Annotated in this window: 17 protein-coding genes and 1 pseudogene; 9 read left to right on the forward strand and 9 right to left on the reverse strand. The window is 68.3% G+C overall.

Annotated features, from left to right (window positions below; translation table 11 throughout):
* Nucleotides 1-21: 21 nt before the first annotated feature.
* The 5 genes from TMO_RS19775 to TMO_RS19795 all read right to left on the reverse strand — a co-directional run bounded on the left by TMO_RS19775 (nt 22) and on the right by TMO_RS19795 (nt 5,497).
* Nucleotides 22-1,290 (reverse strand): hypothetical protein, encoded by a 1,269-nt coding sequence (locus TMO_RS19775; RefSeq protein WP_014747462.1) that lies wholly within the window; start codon nt 1,288-1,290, stop codon nt 22-24.
* 7 nt (nt 1,291-1,297) lie between these two features.
* Entirely contained in the window at nt 1,298-1,819 is a 522-nt protein-coding gene (locus TMO_RS19780) for an acyl-CoA thioesterase (RefSeq protein WP_014747463.1), read from the reverse strand.
* Complete coding sequence (locus TMO_RS19785; RefSeq protein WP_014747464.1) at nt 1,816-2,973, reverse strand: FAD-dependent monooxygenase; 1,158 nt, start codon at nt 2,971-2,973, stop codon at nt 1,816-1,818. Before TMO_RS19785 ends, TMO_RS19780 begins: the two co-directional genes overlap by 4 nt.
* 31 nt (nt 2,974-3,004) lie before the next feature.
* On the reverse strand, nt 3,005-4,693 hold the full coding sequence (locus tag TMO_RS19790; protein ID WP_014747465.1) for an AMP-binding protein: 1,689 nt from the start codon (nt 4,691-4,693) through the stop codon (nt 3,005-3,007).
* 102 nt (nt 4,694-4,795) lie between these two features.
* A complete protein-coding gene (locus TMO_RS19795) occupies nt 4,796-5,497 on the reverse strand; it encodes a TetR/AcrR family transcriptional regulator (protein ID WP_014747466.1) in 702 nt (233 codons plus the stop codon).
* Between the two features lie 141 nt (nt 5,498-5,638).
* Between TMO_RS19795 and TMO_RS19800 the strand changes: the two genes are divergently transcribed.
* The 3 genes and pseudogenes from TMO_RS19800 to TMO_RS19810 all read left to right on the forward strand — a co-directional run bounded on the left by TMO_RS19800 (nt 5,639) and on the right by TMO_RS19810 (nt 8,569).
* Entirely contained in the window at nt 5,639-6,697 is a 1,059-nt protein-coding gene (locus TMO_RS19800; protein WP_014747467.1) for a C4-dicarboxylate TRAP transporter substrate-binding protein, read from the forward strand.
* A 152-nt stretch (nt 6,698-6,849) separates the two neighbouring features.
* Nucleotides 6,850-7,158 (forward strand): annotated as a pseudogene (locus TMO_RS32345) (TRAP transporter small permease); the annotation flags it as partial.
* A 64-nt stretch (nt 7,159-7,222) separates the two neighbouring features.
* Nucleotides 7,223-8,569, forward strand: coding sequence for a TRAP transporter large permease (locus tag TMO_RS19810; protein WP_041606912.1), 1,347 nt, complete (start codon nt 7,223-7,225; stop codon nt 8,567-8,569).
* Nucleotides 8,570-8,591: 22 nt separating this feature from the next.
* Here the strand turns inward: TMO_RS19810 and TMO_RS19815 are convergent, their stop codons facing one another.
* A complete protein-coding gene (locus TMO_RS19815; protein ID WP_014747470.1) occupies nt 8,592-9,614 on the reverse strand; it encodes a phosphotransferase in 1,023 nt (340 codons plus the stop codon).
* 124 nt (nt 9,615-9,738) lie between these two features.
* Between TMO_RS19815 and tam the strand changes: the two genes are divergently transcribed.
* The gene (tam, locus tag TMO_RS19820; RefSeq protein ID WP_014747471.1) at nt 9,739-10,503 is read left to right on the forward strand and encodes a trans-aconitate 2-methyltransferase; all 765 of its coding nucleotides are present in this window, start codon (nt 9,739-9,741) and stop codon (nt 10,501-10,503) included.
* An 18-nt stretch (nt 10,504-10,521) separates the two neighbouring features.
* Nucleotides 10,522-11,130: a glutathione S-transferase family protein gene (locus TMO_RS19825; RefSeq protein WP_014747472.1), complete on the forward strand. Its 609-nt coding sequence runs from the start codon at nt 10,522-10,524 to the stop codon at nt 11,128-11,130.
* 22 nt (nt 11,131-11,152) lie between these two features.
* Here TMO_RS19825 and gloA read toward each other — a convergent pair whose 3' ends face one another.
* Nucleotides 11,153-11,557: a lactoylglutathione lyase gene (gene gloA, locus TMO_RS19830; RefSeq protein WP_014747473.1), complete on the reverse strand. Its 405-nt coding sequence runs from the start codon at nt 11,555-11,557 to the stop codon at nt 11,153-11,155.
* A 186-nt stretch (nt 11,558-11,743) separates the two neighbouring features.
* Entirely contained in the window at nt 11,744-12,160 is a 417-nt protein-coding gene (locus TMO_RS19835; RefSeq protein ID WP_014747474.1) for a hypothetical protein, read from the reverse strand.
* Nucleotides 12,161-12,301: 141 nt separating this feature from the next.
* On the opposite strand from TMO_RS19835, the gene TMO_RS19840 reads away from it, so the two are divergent.
* Nucleotides 12,302-12,883 carry a TetR/AcrR family transcriptional regulator gene (locus tag TMO_RS19840; protein WP_041606913.1) on the forward strand — a complete coding sequence of 194 codons (582 nt, stop codon included), beginning with the start codon at nt 12,302-12,304 and terminating at the stop codon, nt 12,881-12,883.
* A 15-nt stretch (nt 12,884-12,898) separates the two neighbouring features.
* On the opposite strand, the gene TMO_RS19845 is transcribed toward TMO_RS19840, so the two are convergent.
* The gene (locus TMO_RS19845; protein ID WP_014747476.1) at nt 12,899-14,320 is read right to left on the reverse strand and encodes an FAD-dependent oxidoreductase; all 1,422 of its coding nucleotides are present in this window, start codon (nt 14,318-14,320) and stop codon (nt 12,899-12,901) included.
* Nucleotides 14,321-14,478: 158 nt separating this feature from the next.
* On the opposite strand from TMO_RS19845, the gene TMO_RS19850 reads away from it, so the two are divergent.
* The 3 genes from TMO_RS19850 (at nt 14,479) to TMO_RS19860 (ending at nt 17,744) form a co-directional block, all read left to right on the forward strand.
* Nucleotides 14,479-15,456, forward strand: coding sequence for a tRNA-dihydrouridine synthase (locus tag TMO_RS19850; RefSeq protein ID WP_014747477.1), 978 nt, complete (start codon nt 14,479-14,481; stop codon nt 15,454-15,456).
* Between the two features lie 90 nt (nt 15,457-15,546).
* The gene (locus TMO_RS19855) at nt 15,547-16,422 is read left to right on the forward strand and encodes a GntR family transcriptional regulator (protein ID WP_014747478.1); all 876 of its coding nucleotides are present in this window, start codon (nt 15,547-15,549) and stop codon (nt 16,420-16,422) included.
* Nucleotides 16,423-16,520: 98 nt separating this feature from the next.
* Entirely contained in the window at nt 16,521-17,744 is a 1,224-nt protein-coding gene (locus TMO_RS19860; protein WP_014747479.1) for an ABC transporter substrate-binding protein, read from the forward strand.
* The last annotated feature ends 22 nt before the right edge of the window (nt 17,745-17,766 follow it).

Consider the following 17,766-nt stretch of genomic DNA (forward strand, 5'->3'; position numbering starts at 1 on the left):
CTGGCGATTTCTCCTCCGGTGTCAGGCGAAGCCCTTGTCCGCCAGCCAGGCGGCGACGGCGTCGCCGGCCACGATCTGGCCATTGGGCTTTTCGGGGTCGACCGCGCGGCCGTGATGATTGCCGTGGACGCGCAGCCGGGTTTTGTCGGCGGCACCGATCAGGCCGAAGAGACGCTCCGCCTCGGCCGGGAAGACGCTGTTGTCGCCGGTATATTCGATCATCAGCACCGGCTGGCCGATATCGGGCGCGCAGCTGTCCATCGAGGCGTTGGTCGAAAAGGCCGACCAGTTCGACAGCCAGCTTTCCGGCGTGCAGACCCGGGCGAAGCCGACCGAGCCGTAATTGCTGACCAGCTGATTGGCGCCCCAGAGCGTGCCATAGGCACGGTCCGACGGGTCGAGCGAGAGGTCGAAGCAGCGCGGATCGGCATCGGTGCGCCAGACCTGGAAGATCGGCGAGAAGGCGGCGAGGATCGCATCCTCGCGGCTGCCATCGGCTTTGGCGGCCTTGCGTGCCGCGGCTTTGCGGGCGAGCAGGGCCTTTGCCTTCTCGTCGATCCGCCGCACCCGTGCGGTCTGGGCGGCGCGATAGCGGGCCAGGAAATCCGGAGCGTAGGAGGATGAGTCCGGCGCCGGCCGGAAGCCGTTGTCGGGGGAGAAGGGATCGAGCGCCGGATCGACCGAGAGGGGGTCGTCTTCGTCGGTCACCGACGGGTCGATGCAGGCGAGCAGCAGGGCCCCCTGGCCCAGATGCGACGAGACCAGCACCACCCCGTCGGGCGCCGGCATCGCCGCACGGTCGAGCCCGGTGGGCCGGCCGCCGGGGGAGCGGGCGATCCGGTCTTCGGGTGCGCGGGCGGCCTGCTGGCAGTAATAGGCGGCAAGCGGCCCGCCGCCCGAGATGCCGAGCAGAACGGTCTGCGCGTATCCGGCCTCGCGGCGCAGGAAATCCTGGCCGGCGGCCATGTCGTGCAGCGCGGTTTCGTGCTCCAGCCGGATGTCGTTGCCGGGCGCGCGCGATCCCTGCACCCAGACCGCGACCCCGGCGGCGAGCAGATCGGGCACGATGTATTGGGTGACACCCAGCTCGCGCGGGTGCATCAGGCAGACCACGCTCCGCTCGGCCCCGCGGCGGAACAGGAAGCCGGTCACCGGCGCGCCGTCCGCCGTGGTGAGCGCATGGGCGGTCATCGACGTGCCGGCGGGCAGGCGCGCCGGATCCCATGTGGTGCCGCGCAGACCGGCGGTGGTGGTCGCCTGGCGGCGGGGAGCCGTGTCGGGACTGGTCATGAGGCGGTCATCCCTTCGCGAACCGCGTGGCGGGGGAAAGCTTGTGGAGGATTTCGGGCAGGGGGCCCGACCGTGCCGCCTGATCGTCGAGCACGGCGCAGAGCGCCGGCGGCACCGGCATGGTGACGGTGCGGTCCTCGTCGGAGACGCGGATCGAACTCACCCGGCCGATGAAGACCGGCCGGCCGTCATCGGCACGCCGGGCGGCGATCAGGAGATGCGTGGTATGGGCGCCGGCGCCCCCCGGATGGATCTCGATGTCGAAGACGTCGCCGGGCCAGAGGGGGCTCAGAAACTCCATCTCGATGCCTTTGCCCGGGGCACGGTGGCTGATGCCGGGCGGCAGGGCGGGCTTCAGCACGTGTTCGCCGAAGAGATGGCAGGCATCCAACATGTAGAGCGGGAAGCGCCCGGCATAGACCACCCCGGCCGGATCGCAATCCGACCAGCGGGCGGTGCGGCGCACCACGAAGGGATGCATCGAGACGATGCCCTCCTGGACCGGGAGATGGTCGGGGGCGGCGGTCATGCGGTCAGCTCCAGCCCGGCATCCTGCGCGCGGCGCGGGGCGATGTGGCGGGCATAGAACTCCGGCGCATACTCCTTCAGCCGGTCGTCATCGACCCGCCCGGTGCGGGTGAGGAAGTCGTGAACGAAGCTGACCAGATCGGTCTGCATCGCCTGGCGCACGCCTTCATACCAGTCATAGCTGCGGGCGGTCGCCTCGGTGAACAGGTCGCGTACCGGCCGGCGGGCGGCGACATAGCGGTCGAGCGCCCCGGCGACCGGGCCGCCCTCGATCAGGGCATCATGCAGGGCCACGGCGTCGTCCATGGCGAGCCGGGTGCCGGAGCCGATCGAGAAATGGGCGACGCGGAGCGCATCGCCGATCAGCACCGCCCGGCCGTCGGTCCAGCGCTCGGCGATCCGGGCATCGAAGCGGCGCCAGATCGAGTTGTTCTCCAGCAGCCGGCCGCCGTCGAGCACATCGGCATAGATCTCTTCGATCAGCGCCTTGCGCTGGCCGTCGGTCATGCGGTCCAGGCCACAGCCCTCCCAGGTTGCGGCATCGCATTCGGCGACGAAGGTGCTGAGCCCGTCGGCATAGGTGTAGTAATGGGCGATGAAACAGCCGCCGCGATGATAGCGGAAGATCAGCGCATTGGGCTTCAGCGCCCGGTCGACGCCATACCAGGCGAAGCGGTTGCCCAGCTGGTGGGACCTGACCGGGAAGGCATCGGGCCAGATGGTGCGGATCACGGAATTGGCGCCGTCGGCGCCGACGATCAGGTCATAGCCGTCCAGATCGGCGGCCCCGGTGATCCGGCGGTCGTGCACCACCTCGACACCGACCTCGTCGCAGAGCCGGCCCAGGATCTGCAGCAGGGTCAGCCGGGCGATGGCGCCCGACGAGCCCGGATAGGTCAGCACCAGGCTGTCGCCGTTGAGGCCGATCTTCTGGCTGCCCGAGAAGGTCATCGCCCGGGCCAGGCGGTCGAGGGTTTCAGGGTCGACCTCGCGCAGGCGGTCGCGGGCGGTGCCGGCCAGCACCACGCCGAAGCCATAGGTGGCGTCGCGCGGATTCTGTTCGAACACCCGCACCTCGGCATCCGGGCGGCTGCGCTTGATCAGCCGGGCGAAGAACAGGCCGGCGGGACCACCGCCGACGATGGCGATCTTCATATCTGAGGCTCCTTCACTCGCATGGCCGCGATCAGGCGAGCGCGTCGGAGGCGGCGGGGGCGCGCTCCTCGCGCAGGATCCGGGCGATGCGTTCCTTCAGCAGGGGTTTGGACGGCTTGCCCGAGCCGGTGAGCGGGAAATCGGCCACCGTCTCGATCCGCTCGGGCCATTTGAACTTCGCCATGCCCAGGTTTTCGAGGAAGGCACCGGTCTCGCGCAGGTCGGGGGCCGTGGTGCCGGGCACCGGCACGACGAAGGCGCACATCCGCTCGCCATAGAGCGGATCGGGCATCGGTACGCACAGCACCGCGGCGATCCGCGGATGGCCGAGCAAAGCGCGTTCGACCTCGGAACAATTGATCTTCTCGCCGCCACGACTGACCACATCCTTCACCCGGCCGTCGAAGGTGAGATGCGGGACGCCGCCGATATGGCGGATGCTCATCAGATCGCCCGATTTGACATAGCCGTCGGCGGTGAAGGCCTCGCGGTTACGCTCTTCCGCGTCGTAATAGCCGCGGGTGGAGCTGGGGCCGCGGAAGACCATTTCGCCGATCACGCCGTCCGGCAGCGGCTCGCCGGTCTCGGGATCCTGGATGCGGATGTCGGTCAGCGGATCGATCGGCCGGCCGACCGTGTCCGACAGGATGTCGAGGCCGTCGCCGGCGGCGCTGTAGCAGATGATGCCCTCGGTCATGCCATAGAGCGTGACGGTGGGCGCGCCCAGCTTCTCGGCCAGCGGCCGGGCATTTCCGGCGGCGATCTGCAGGGCGGCGCGCAGATCCCCGACCTCCAGCAGATCGGCCGAGAGCAGGCGGTACATCAGCGGGCCGGGCACCGCCATCAGCGTCGGCCGGCGGGCGCGGATCAGATCGGCCATGATCTCGGGCGTCGGCACCGGCATGCACACGACCTCGCCACCCGCCCAGAAGGTCGAGCCCCAATAGCAGACGATGGGGGCGTTGTGCATCATCGGTGCGGCCGAGAACGACACCGTCCGGTGATCCAGCCCGTGAAAGGCGCCGGCACTGCGGATCTGCCAGAGATATTCGTTGTGGAAGCGCGGGATGATCTTGGGAACGCCGCTGGTGCCGCCCGAGAGCTGGAACACCGCCACCTGCGCTGGATCACGCTCCACCCCGGCCAACCGCTCGCGCGCCGTGGCGGTGTCGGTCGCATCGATCAGCGCCTGGAGGCCGTGAAAGCCCGGGCGGTTTCCGGTCGGGCCACGGGCGACGATCACGTCGTCGAGCCCGGGTGCCACCTGCCGCATGTCTTCGGCGAAGCCGGCGGCATCGAATTTGGCCTCGTCGGTGCAGATGAAATGTGCCCGGGCGCCGGAATGCTGCGCCAGATAGCCGATCTCCAGGGCGCGATGCGCGGTCAGCGTGCAGACCGGGATCACCCCCGCCTTCAGGCAGCCGAGCAGGCAGAGCACCAGCTCGCGGCTGTTGGCGATCTGGAAGATCGCCCGGTCGAGCGGTCGCAGACCCAGCCCGAGCAGGGCGCCGCCGAGGCGGGTCGACAGGGCATCCAGCTCCCCCAGGGTCCAGCTGCCGTCGGGATCGGTGACCGCCACCCGGTCGGGATGGCGTGCCGCCATCTGCTCCCAGGCTTCGGGCATGGTGAGGGTGTCGAAGAGGCCGAGCGCATCATAGCGGGCGGTGTCGGCCGCCGACGGATAGACGACACCCGGGATCGGGGTCCGGACGCTGGGCATGGTTTCCTCCCGTGTCTGTTCTTGGATCAGACCATAGCGCTCTCCGGCGTCAGGAATCAACGATAACGTAGATTATTCTTCAGATTCGTAGAATTTTGTCGATCAGAGCATCTGCTCCAGCCGTCCGATCTGGTTGCGCATGCCGTCGAGCAGGGCGTCGATCGAGCCGGCCGGGCTGTCGCTGCGGTCGGTTTCGAGCGCGCGGACCGCCATGTCGGCGAAGATCTCCGCCAGTTCGGCCGGGGCCGGCGGCCGGTCGGGGCTGTGCCATTGCGCCGTCCAGGCGGCCATGCCGATCACGGCGAGGGCCGCCACCCGGTCGTCGACCGGGCGGAACACGCCGGCCCGGATGCCGTCGCGGATGATCCGGCGGCAATCTTCCAGATAGCGGCGCTTCGATGCGGCATGGCGCGCGGCGAGCGCGGGCGGCAGGGCGGCCTCGGTGACCGCGATCATCCGCATCAGCACCTGGCGGTCGATGACGCTGACGACATGGCGGCGCACCATGTCGCGGAGTTCTTCCGCCGGGCCCGCCGCCGCGCGGTCATGGCAGCCAAGCAGGGTCTGGATCGGGCGTTCCGACACCTCGGCGACGATCGCTTCCAGCAGCGCCTCCTTGTTCTCGAAGTAGTAGTAGATCGCCGCCCGGCTCAACCCCACCGCATCGGCGATGTCGGTCAGGCTGGTGCCGTCGAAGCCCTTGCGCGCGAACAGCGTGCAGGCCTTGTCCTTGATTTCGCGCTCCAGCAGGGCCTTGCGCCGCTCCCGCACCGTGCCGGATCCGGTTCCGTCCATCTCGCTCATACCTGTCTCCCATCGGGGGCGTCGCTCGGGAAATTGCGCCGCGCCGTGTCGTGGCTGTTGACATCCTCGCAGATTTTAAACGAGATAGTTAAAAGTTTCACGCAAACGTAGATTTGCGGAACCTGACGGGAGAAAACGAAGATGATGGGCACATACAAACGCCTCCGCATGGCTGCGGTGGTGACGGCCGGCTTCACCCTTGCGGCTTTCAACCTCGCGGCGCCGGCCGCGGCGGGCCAGACGCTCACTTACAGCGAATACGGCACCGAACGCGGCGTTCAGGGCATCGTGCTGGCGAAATTCGCCGACCAGCTGCGCGAGGCCACCGATGGCGCGCTGAATGTGCGGATCACGTATGGTGCTGCGCTGATCGCACTGCGGGACGTGCTGCGCGGCGTCGGTGACGGGGTGGCCGATATGGGGACCGTGGTCGGTGTCAGCACGCCGGCGGAGCTGTTCAACTTTCGGGTCGGCGATCTGCCGATGGGCAGTTCCGATCCCTGGGTCGGCATGAAGGTGATGCAGGAACTGGCGGCGACCAACCCGACGATCAAACGGGAATTCGCCGATCAGAACGTCCGGCTGATCGCCAATTTCACCACCACGCCGGTGGTGCTGATCTGCACCAGCCCGGTGACCGGCCTGGCGGATCTCAAGGGCCGGAAGGTCCGCGCCAACCCGCCGCATTCGCTGGCATTCGAAGCCTTCGGCGCGATCCCGGTGTCGGTCGCCTTCACCGATGTCTACCAGTCGCTGGATCGGGGGTTGATCGACTGCGCGCAGACCTATGTCAACGCCATCATCCCCTTCCGCCATTTCGAGGTGGCGAAGCATGTCACCATCCTGGATTTCGGCCAGAATCTGGCTTTCGGCGTGGTGATGAACGAGCGCAGCTTCCGCCGCCTGCCGGCCGAACGTCAGGCGGCGCTGCTCAAGGCCGCAGACGCGCTGTCCACCGCCGGCGCCCGGCTCAACATCGAGACGATCGCCTCGGCGCGGGCCGAGCTTGAAACCAGCCACGGGGTGACCTTCCACACCCTCTCGCCCGAGGATCACGCCCGGCTGCTGGAGGCGGGGAAGATCACCGTCGATGCCTTCCTGGAGAAGGGCGATCCGGCGGTGCTCGACCAGTTCAAGGCGCTGCAGGCGAAGTATCAGGCCGAGCTGGCAACGGAGGGCTATCCGTGGACGCGCAAGTGAGCGCGGCCGTCCGGCCGGTGCCCTGGCTGGATCTGGCCGAAAAGGGGCTGGGCGCGATCGGCGTCGCGGCACTCGCCTTCAGCGTGATCTATGTCGGCATCGCGGTGGCCGGCACGCTGGTGGGCCTGGTGCCGCCGGACGAGGACCTGCTGGTGGCCGAGGCCATGGTGGTCGTGGCCTTCCTGCCGCAATGGCTGCTGGTCCGCCGCCGGCGCCATGTGGCGGTGGAGGCGCTGACACGGGCCCTGCCGGCGGGGGTGCAGCGGGCGCTCGATGTCTTCGCGGCGCTCTGCGGCATCGCCGCCTATGGCATCCTCGGCTGGGCGGCCTGGATCGCCTTCGACCGGGCCTGGCTCAGCGGCTCGCTCTATATCGGCGAGCTTGAACTCATGGCCTGGCCGGGGCGGCTGCTGGTGGTCATCGGCCTGGCGGGCGGCCTGGCGGCCTGCCTGCTGGAGCTGTTGCGGGCGGTGACGGCAGGGGCGGCCAGGGCGGAAGGGCAGGCCAGGGAAGGGGGACCGGGAGATGAACTCGGCCTATGCGATCGGCGCCAGTTTTCTGGCCGTGCTCGGCTTCGTGGGGCTGCGCGTTCCCATCGCCTTCGCCCTGATCCTGGGGGCGGTGGCCGGGCTGTTCCTGGTCTATGGCTGGTACCCGGGCGAGGCCTTCGATCCCGAAGCCGCACTCCGGCCGATGATGTCGGTGCTGGCCGACGTCCCCTTCCGCTTCGTCCACAGCTATGAACTCAGCACCATCCCGCTCTATATCCTGCTGGGTGCCGTGGCGCATAAATCGGGCATCACCACCGATGTTTTCCGGTCGATGCGGGTGCTGCTGGGCCGCATGCCGGGCGGGCTGGCGGTCGCCTGCATCTTCGGCTGCGGCGGGTTTTCGGCGCTGTCGGGATCGAGCCTCGCCTGTGCCGCGGCCATGGGCCGGATCTCGATCCCCGAGATGATCGACAACGGCTATGACCGGCGGCTCGCCGCCGGCACGGTGGCGATGGGCGGCACGGTCGGCTCGATGATCCCGCCCTCGATCCCCTTTCTGCTGTTCGCGATCCTGGCCGAGGTGTCGGTGGGGCAGCTGCTGCTGGCCGGCATTCTGCCGGGGCTGCTGACCCTGCTCGGCTATGTGATCACGGTGCAGATCTGGGTGCGGCTGCGCCCCGAAGCGGCGCCCGGGCGGGCGGTACGGGTCTCGGGCCGCGACATGCTGGGGGCGATCCTCGGCCTCTGGCCGGCGACCCTGCTGTTCGCGATCATCGCGGTCGGCATCTTCACCGGCCTGTTCACCACCATCCAGTCGGCGGCGGTGAGCGTGATCGCGGCCACCCTGATCGGCATCGCCCGCGGCGCGCTCCGCCTCAGCGACATGTACGAGGCGCTGGAGGAGGCGGTCTCGCAATCGGCCCAGCTCTTCATCATGGCCTTCGGCGCCAAGGTGCTGATCACCCTGGTCGCCGCCTCGAACCTCACCTCCGGCCTGATCGGCTGGACCCAGCATGCCGGGCTGGAGCCCTGGCAGATCATGGCGGCGATCATCGTGCTGTTCCTGATCCTGGGGATGTTCCTCGATCCCTCGGGCATTCTGCTGCTGATGGTGCCGATCACCCTGCCCATCGTGTCGGATCTGGGCTACGACCTGATCTGGTATGCGGTGATCGTGGTCAAGCTGCTGGAGATCGGCTTGGTGACGCCGCCCATGGGGCTGAACGCCTTCATGGTCAATGCCTCGGTGCCACGCAGCCATGCGGTGGATCTGCGCGAGGTCTTCGCCGGCATCGCCCCCTTCCTGGTGCTGGAAGCGGTGGTAACCGGGCTGCTGCTCGGCTTCCCGATCATCTCGCTGCTGATCCCGGGCATGATGTGACCTCCGCCCGTCCCGCTGCCGGTCAGCGGATCTTTTCCGCAAACGACCAGGCGAGGTCCGCCAGCGGCACCGCCTTGCGGCCGACCTCTTCGGCATCGGCATTGGCGGCGGTGCCGTCCTGCGCGCGGCGGGCGATGCCCTGCAGGATGGCGGCCAGGCGGAACACCACATAGACATCCCAGGACGGCGAGGGCGCAAAGCCGGTGCGGGCCAGCCACATCTCCAGATAGGCGCGTTCGTCCGGGATGCCGGCGGCGGCGAAATCGGTGCCGGCCAGGCCGCGGAACAGGCCCGGGGCGATGCGCCAGGTCATCATGTGATAGGCGAAATCGGCCAGCGGATTGCCGAGCGTCGACAGCTCCCAGTCCAGCACCGCCACCACCCGGGGTTCGGTCGGGTGGATGATCACATTGTCCAGCCGGTAGTCGCCATGAACCAGGCGGGTGTCGTCTTCCGCCGGCACATGTTCGGGCAGCCATTGGATCAGCCGTTCCATGGCCGGATTGGCCACGGTCTCGGATGCCCGGTACTGGCGGGTCCAGCGGGCGATCTGGCGTTCGACGTAATTGCCGCGCCGGCCATGATCGCCCAGCCCGATCGCATCCGGGTCGAGCGCATGGATGCGGGCGATGGCGTCGTTCATCGACGAGAAGATCGCGCCGCGCTCGGCCGGGGAGAGGTCGGGGAGACGCGGATCCCAGAAGATCCGGCCGGGCACGAAATCCATCACATAAAACATCGATCTGAACACCGCCGGATCGGTGCAGAGCGCATGCACCGGCGGCACCGGCACGCCCGTGCCCTGAAGTGCGGCCAGCACGCGGAATTCGCGGTCGACCGCATGGGCGGAGGGCAGCACCTCGCCCAGCGGCTTGCGGCGCAGCACATAGGTTCCGGCCTCGCTCCGGATCCGGAAGGTCGGGTTCGACTGGCCACCGGCGAAGCGCTCCAGCGCCAGCCGGCCATGCCGGCCGGGGACGTGGTCGGCGAACCAGGCTTCGAGGGCTTCGGTGTCGGGTGTGGTGGTCTCGGGGGTGATGCTCATGGGCCGGCGGCTCCTGCGACCTTGTTTTGGTCATCAGTTTACCCGTGGGTCGAGCCGGGTTCCAGAGGGTTGCGGGAGGGGGTCCCCCGGCGCAGACTGTGCACCCACATCCGGAGCCCCGCCCATGACCTGGTCCCCCGCCCGATATCTGACCTTCGAGGCCGAGCGCACCCGCCCGGTGGTCGATCTGCTGGCCCATGTGCCGACCGATCCGGTCCGGAGCGCGGTCGATCTGGGCTGCGGCCCGGGCAATTCGACCGAGGTGCTGATCCGCCGCTTTCCGGGCGCGCGGGTGACCGCACTCGATTCCTCGCCCGAGATGGTGGCGGCCGCCAGGGCAAGATTGCCGGATATTGATGTCGCGCAGGATGATGTCAGCCGCTGGCAGGCGACCGGGCCCTTCGACGTGATCCTGTCCAACGCCGTGCTGCAATGGGTGCCGGGGCATGACGTGCTGCTGCCGGCGCTGGTGGAACGCCTGGCCCCGGGCGGCAGCCTGGCGGTGCAGATGCCCGACAACATGGCCGAACCCAGCCATGTGCTGATGCGCGAAACCGCCGCCGAAGGCCCATGGGCCGACCGGCTGGCGGGTGCTGCCCGCGCGCCCCTGCCGCCCGCCGCCTGGTATTACCAGCTGCTGCGCAATCTGGCGTCCCGCGTGGATATCTGGCGCACCACCTATATCCACGTCCTGCCCGGCGGGCCGGATGCGGTGGTGGAGTGGGTGAAGGCGACGGGGCTGCGCCCCTTCCTGGACCCGCTGAGCCCGGGTGAGCGCGACGACTTCCTGAACCGCTACCGTGCGAAGATCGCCGCCGCCTATCCGGCGCTTGCCGACGGTACGGTGCTGCTGCCCTTCCCGCGCCTGTTCATGATCGCCACCCGCTGAGCCGGAGCCCCAAGCCCCATGTCCGACGAGCTGATCCTTTACACCAACCCGCAATCGCGCGGCATGATCGCGCGCTGGATGCTGGAAGAGGTGGGCGTGCCCTATCGCATGGTGGTGCTGGAGTATGGCGCGCCGATGAAGGCGCCCGATTATCTGGCGCTCAACCCCATGGGCAAGGTGCCGACCCTGGTCCATAACGGCGCGGTGGTGACCGAATGCGCCGCGATCTGCGCCTATCTGGCCGAAACCTTCCCCGAAGCGGGGCTCGCCCCCCGTCCCCATGAACGCGCGGCCTGGTTCCGCTGGCTGTTCTTCGGCGCGGGGCCGCTGGAGGCGGCGGTCAGCAACCGCGCACTCGGCATCGAGGTGCCGGCGGAACGCGAGCGCAGCATCGGCTATGGCAGTTTCACCCGGGTGATGGACACGCTGGAGGTGGCCGTTTCCGCCAGCCCCTACCTTGCCGGCGACCGCTTCACCGCGGCGGATGTGTATCTCGGCGCCCAGATCGGCTGGGGCCTGCAATTCGGCACCATCGACCGACGCCCGGCCTTTGAAACCTACTGGGCCCGCCTGGCCGGCCGGCCGGCGTTGACGCGGGCCTCGGCGACCGACGACATGGCGGGGTAGGCATGGCCGTGGGCTATGTCAGTCAATGCGCCGGTACAAGCTCGATGCGATAACCATCGGGATCTTCCAGGAAGGCGATGATCTCGCCCAGCCCGCCCCGTTGCGGCGAAAGATGGGCCATTGGTCCAGCCGGGCGGATCAGGTTTGCGCCCCTGGCTTCGAGACGGGCGCACTGCGCGTAAACATCGTCCACGGCGATTGCGATATGGCCCCAGGCATTGCCGCGATCATAGGCGGTGATGTCCCAATTCCAGGTGAGTTCGACGGTCGCCCCGGTCGTCTCTTGACCATACCCCAGGAACGCCAGCGTAAAGCGTCCGGTTGGATAGTCTTCGCGCCGGAACAATGTCATGCCCAGCACTTGCGTGTAAAAACCTATGGAACGGTCGAGATCGGCGACCCGGATCATTGTGTAGGCAACGCGCATGACGCGGCTCCTCGGGAAACTGGTCAGGTAGCGGGCTGGTCCGGATGGCGGGGGAGAAGCGGCAGGCTGCCGGGAAAGTCGGCCCTGCCGGTCAGACCACCTGTCTGCCGGATCGGGCCGATTGGCGACCTGGCCTGCCGCCCCACTGCGCGCATCAGTCAAGCGCGGGCCGCGCGCAACGGCAGGTCACCCGGCTGAAATCGCGTCGCCCAGTTCGGCATTGCTCAAGGCCCTGCCACCGAGATTCCAGGTTCCGTCGACGGCGTGGACACCATCCGACCAGATGCGATCCTTGCTGAGCACGCCGCCGGACAATTCGTGCAGGATTTCAGTCGCGTCGCCCAGGAAGGCGGTCTGGATCGCGCGATCCGCGAGCGCGAATGAGGGGGTCTTGGTCTCGATCCACGCGCCGTCGACCGGCTTGCCGCCGGCGTAGGTTTTGCCCTTGGGCAGCACGTTGACGTGCGAGGTGACGTTGGGGGTCATGACGCTGTTTCCGGCGAGTCCGTGATGGCGCAGGAACGACGCGACGATGCGCTCCACCGCAACGCCTTCTTTTTCGGCGGGAATGACGCCTTCGGTCAGTGTGAGGACGATGGGCATGGTTTTCGACTTTCCGTGGGGAGGCAGGTTCGGGCGCTGCCTGTCGCAGGCGGACGTTACGTAACGACCGTGATGCAACTATTGAATAACGATCGTTATTCTGTCAATGTCAAAAATAACGATCGCTATGAGAGGACGCTGATGCGCTACTCGGACCGTCAGAAAGCCGAGGCACGAGACCGGTTGCTGAATGCCGCCGGGCGTGCATTCCGGCGCGAGGGCTATGGCGGAATCGGGGTCGATGGCCTCGCCAGGGAAGCGGGTGTCACCTCCGGCGCCTTCTATGGGCATTTCAAATCCAAGGATGAGGCATTCGCCGAAGTCGCTGTTGCGGGCCTGGAACAGCTGGAGGCGGCGATCCGGGATCTGCAAACGGCCCATCCGGACGACTGGGCAGAGCGCTTCATCGATCTTTATCTTGGCGAGCGACTGGCCTGCGACCTGGATGTGAGCTGTGCGCTCCAGAGCATGACGCCCGATGTCATGCGATCCGGTGAGGCGACCCGGCAGCGCTACGAGGTGGTTATCCAACGCATCGTCAAGCTGGTGGCAGGCGGCATAGCCGGGCCCACGTCAGAGGCATCGGAACGCATGGCCATTGCGCTTCTCGCCATGCTGTCCGGCGGCGTGACGATGGCGCGCAGCCTTGGATCCGAGGCAATGCGTGCGGCGTTTGCGCGGCAACTCAAGGACGCCGCGAAGCAGTTGCTCAAATCGGACTGAGGACCCGGCGCCCGTTCAGGCTACGGAAGCCGCGAGACCATCGTCCGGGCGCGCCGCCGCAGCACCCGCCACCCGCCCCAGCGTCACCGCGGTGAGCAGGCCGTTGCCCGAGAGATAGCCCGCGGCTTTGGACCCCGAGACACCGCAGGCGGCGCCGCCGGCGGCGTAGAGGTTGGGGAGGGGGTGGCCTGAGGTGTCGAGGACGCGGGCCGTGGCGTCGACGACCAGGCCGCCCTGGGTATGGAAGAGCGCGCCGGTGACCTTGACCGCGCAATAGGGGGCGGCGAGCGGGCGCGTGGTGGTGAAGTCGCGGCCGAAGGCGTCGGGGATGGTGCCGGCGCGGGCCGCGTCGACCGCGGCCATGGTGCGGGTGAGTGTGTCGGCGGGAACGTTCATGCGGCGGGCGAGGGTTGGCAGGTCGTCCGCCGTGATCACGGCGCCCATGGCCTCGGCGCGCTTGAAATCTTCGAACTGGCGGGTGATGGCGGCGATGCGGCCGTCGAACACCGTCCAGGCGAGGCCGTCCGGCTGGCGCAGCACCTCGGCCGCCTGTTCGGAATAGCCGGTGGCCTCGTTGGAGAAGCGCTCGCCCGCCAGATTGACCTGAATGCCGCCCTCGGTGATCGTCGCCCAGCTGATCAGGATGCCGACCGGATGGGCGACCGAGCCATGGCCCTGATGGCCGGGCAGATGGCGGGTGGCGGCGCCCAGCGCCTGGCCCCAGAGCAGCGCATCGCCCTTGTTGCCGTCATGGCCGAAATAGAGCGCATCGGCGAGCGACGGGATGTGCTCGCGCACCAGCGACTTGTTGCCGCCATAGCCGTTGCAGGCCAGGATCAGCCGGCCGCAGCCGACCTCGTCGACCGAGCCGTCGGGCCGGGTGAAGGCGAGGCCGGTGACGCGGCCCGCCGCATCGGCATAAAGCCGGGTGACGGTCGCCTCGCACAGGATGTCGATGCCGGCGGCCTCTGCCGCACCGCGCAGCGCATCGATCAACTCCTCGCCCGAGCGGGTCGGCAGGCCGTGCATGCGCCGGGCGCTGTGGCCGGGATAGCTGAAATCCGCCACCACCGAGAAGGGCAGGCCGTAGCGCGCGCCCAGCCATTCGATGGCGGGGCCGGCTTCGCGCGTCACCAGCGCCACCAGATCGGGGTCGGGCTCTCCCTTCGCCTTGGCCATGATGTCGGCGGCGAAGGCCTCTGCCGTGTCGGCGATGCCGGCGGCTTTCTGCCAATGCGTGCCGGCGGCCGGGATCAGCCCGGCGGAGAGGGCGGTGGAGCCGCGCGGCACGACATCGCGTTCCAGCACCAGCACCTCGGCACCCGCCTCGCGCGCCGCCAGCGCCGCAACCAGACCGGCGGCTCCGGCGCCGACCACCACCACGGGCACGGTGAATTCGAACAGCTTCGTGCCGTCCCGGACCACCTCGCTCACCATCAGCCTCCCTGCTTGCCCCTACCGGACCCCGTTGTCGACAGGACCGCAACCTGTTGCATGAAACGGAGTGTAACCTGTATCAGATCTGATACAAGATTTGTCATACGCGGGTAAAGCGTCGTAGGCTTGATGACAGGCAGATGCGCCGGGGAGGACGGATGGACGGGAGGTTGGCCTTTACGCCGGTCAGGCTGGGCGGGCTTCGGCTGAAGAACCGGATCGTATTGCCGCCGATGCAGCAGTATCAGGGTACGGCCGAGGGTTTCGCCACCGCCTATCACCTGCACCATTATGCCCGGCGCGCCCGGGGCGGGGTGGGGCTGGTGATCCTGGAATCGACCGCCATCGCGCCGGAAGGCCGGCTGATGGCCGATGACATCGGCATCTTCACAGCCGCGCATATCCCGTCGCTTGCGGCGATCGCAGAGGCGGTCAAGGCCGAGGGCGTGCCGGTGATGGTGCAGCTGAGCCATGGCGGGCGGAAGTCGCGGCCACAGGGCGGCGGCCGGCTGCTGGCGCCTTCGCCAATCCCGTACAGTGCAGATTATGGCATGCCGGAGGCGATGACCGCGGTCGACATCGACCGGGTGGTGGCGGCCTTCACCACAGCGGCAAAGCGCGCCCTGGCCGCGGGATTCGACGGCATCGAGCTGCATGCCGCGCACGGCTATCTGCTGCACCAGTTCCTCTCGCCCCTGTCCAACCATCGCAATGACGGCTATGGCGGCACATCCGACGGCCGGGTGCGGCTTCTGGCCGAGGTGCTGGCTGCCGTGCGCGATGCGGTGGGGCCGGATGTGCCGGTCACCGTCCGGGTGTCGGCCGCGGATTACGACCCGGGCGGGCTGACGGCGGCCGAGGTGGCGGAGATGCTGGCCGGGCTGGTGGGGCAGGGGCTGGACGGCGTTCATGTCTCGTCCGGCGGATTGACGCCGACACCGCCCGATGCGACCGGCCCCGGCTACCAGCTGGGCTTCGCCCGCGAGATCCGTGAACGCACCGGTCTGCCGGTGATCGGCGTCGGCAACATCCGCGGCCGGGCACAGGTGGAGGCGGCGCTTCAGGGCGGTATGGCCGATCTGGTCGCGATCGGCCGGCCGCTGCTGGTTCACCCCGATCTGGCGCGGGTGTTGTGACAGCCATTGCGGTGCAGGCTTGACAAGCAGGGTACTGCGGTTCGAATAATACAGGCAGCTGTATTATGAATGGGACAGGAGAGGGGCCGCATGGCGGGGGTCGAGCCGTTGAAGGCACGCAGGCTCTACCTGCTGCTGCGTGACCGCATCATCAGCGGCGAGGATCGCCCGCAGACCCGCCTGCCCAGCGAGCCGATGCTGGCCGAACAGCATGGCGTGTCGCGGGTGACCGTGCGCCGGGCGCTGGACAAGCTGGCCGGCGAAGGGCTGATCGAGCGGCGGCCCGGATCGGGCACCTTCGTGGCGGGGCGGCGCACAGAGGCGCCGGTGACGGCGGATTTTTCCAACCTGCTGACCCATCTGGTCGAAATGGGCCGGCGGACCGAGGTGCGCCTGCTGTCCTTCGGCTATGTGACGCCGCCACCGGCGGTGGCCGAGGCGCTGGGCCTGGCGGCGGGGGAGCGGGTGCAGCGGGCGGTGCGCCTGCGCCTGATCGACGGCGCGCCCTTCTCGTATCTCATCACCCATGTGCCGGAGCGCATCGGCGTGTCCTATTCCGAGGCGGAAATGGCCTCCACGCCGCTGCTGGAACTGCTGGAGCGATCGGGCATCGTGGCCGACCGCGCCAGCCAGACCATCGGCGCGACACTTGCCGGCCCCGACCTCGCGGAAGCGCTGGGGCTGGAAATCGGTGCGGCCCTGCTGTCGATGACCCGCGTGGTGCAAGGCGTCGACGGCGAGGGCATCGAGCATCTGCACGCCTTCTACCGGCCCGATCTCTATTCCTTCCGGATGGATCTGGTGCGCACCGGGCCGGGGGATGCCCGGTCGTGGACACCGGTGGGGCCGGCCCGCAAGGGCGCCACCCGATCCCGCGGCCAGGCCGCGGCGCGGGCGGAGACCGAAACCCATCAGCGGCGGAGCACGGTGCGGCGGGGGAGCACGCCGCGCAAGACGACGCCGTGATCGAAGCCCGCCCCCCAAGAGGGCGGGACGGGATCGACACACAAAAGACGATGACAGCGGCCGGCGGTGGGACGACGGCCGGCAGAGGAGGCACGATCATGACTTTGTTCGACAAATCGATCAGCCGCCGTACCGCGCTGAAGGGCGGGATGGCCGCGGCGGCGGTGATGGCGGCACCGGCGGTGCTGCGCGCTGCCGAACCGCCGGCGGTGAAGATCGGCGTGCTGCAGCCGGTGACCGGCGCGCTGGCGATGGACGGTGAATTCGGCCGCACGGGCGCCGAGCTTGCCATCGCCGACATCAACGCCTCGGGTGGCATCAAATCGCTGGGCGGTGCGAAGATCGAGATGGTCTTCGGCGATGCGCGATCGAACCCCGAAGTCGGCGTGCAGGAAGTGGAGCGGATGCAGAGCGAGGGCGTGGCCGCCGTCGTCGGCGGCTTTGCCAGCCCGATCTGCCTGGCCACCACCCAGGCGGCGGCGCGCTATGACCTGCCCTATATCGTTGATGTCGGCGTGTCGGACCAGATCATCAGCCGCGGCCTGACCAATACCTTCCGCTTCGCCCCCGGTTTCAGCATCTGCACCCGCACCGCGATCGACAATCTGGTGCGGATCAACAACGCCGCCGGCCGCCCGGCCAAGACCGTGGCGCTGGTGCATGAAGACGGGCTGTTCGGGTCGGGCCTGGCCAAGCTGATGCAGACCGAGCTGCCCAAGCACGGCTTCGAGATCCTTGAGACCATCGCCGTGCCGACGCCGTCGCGCGATCTGTCGAACGTGGTGCTGCGGCTGCGGTCGCTGCGCCCGGATCTGGTGATCCCCAGCACCTATTACGGCGAAACCGTGCTGCTGGCGCGGACCATGCAGCAGCAGCGCGTGCGGCCGAAGGCGGTCTATGCCGTGGTCAATGGTGCGGCATCGAATATGCGCTTCGTGAAGGAATTCCCCGAAGCGGCCGAGAACATCATGGACGTGAACCACTGGCACGATCCGCGCAATCCGAAGAATGCCGCGCTGCAGAAGCGGGTGGCCGATGCCGGCAAGCAGTGGAACTACAACACCCCGCTCAACTATTCCTGCATGATGCTGCTGGCCGATGCGATCGAGCGTGCGGCGAGCGCCGATCGCACCAAGATCATCGAGGTGCTGGCCTCTTCGACCTTCTCGGACCATCTGATGCCCTATGGCCCGACGAAGTTCGAGGGCGGGCAGAACCAGGGTGCGGCACCGGTGTCGACCCAGGTGCAGAAGTCCCAGATCCGGGTGGTCTATCCGGAAAGCTTCGCGGACGCCAAGCCGATCTTCCCTGTCGAGAGCTGATCCGGGCGACCGGGCGGCGCCT

It is taken from the genome of Tistrella mobilis KA081020-065 (assembly GCF_000264455.2).
In the GTDB taxonomy this organism is placed as follows: Bacteria; Pseudomonadota; Alphaproteobacteria; order Tistrellales; family Tistrellaceae; genus Tistrella; species Tistrella mobilis.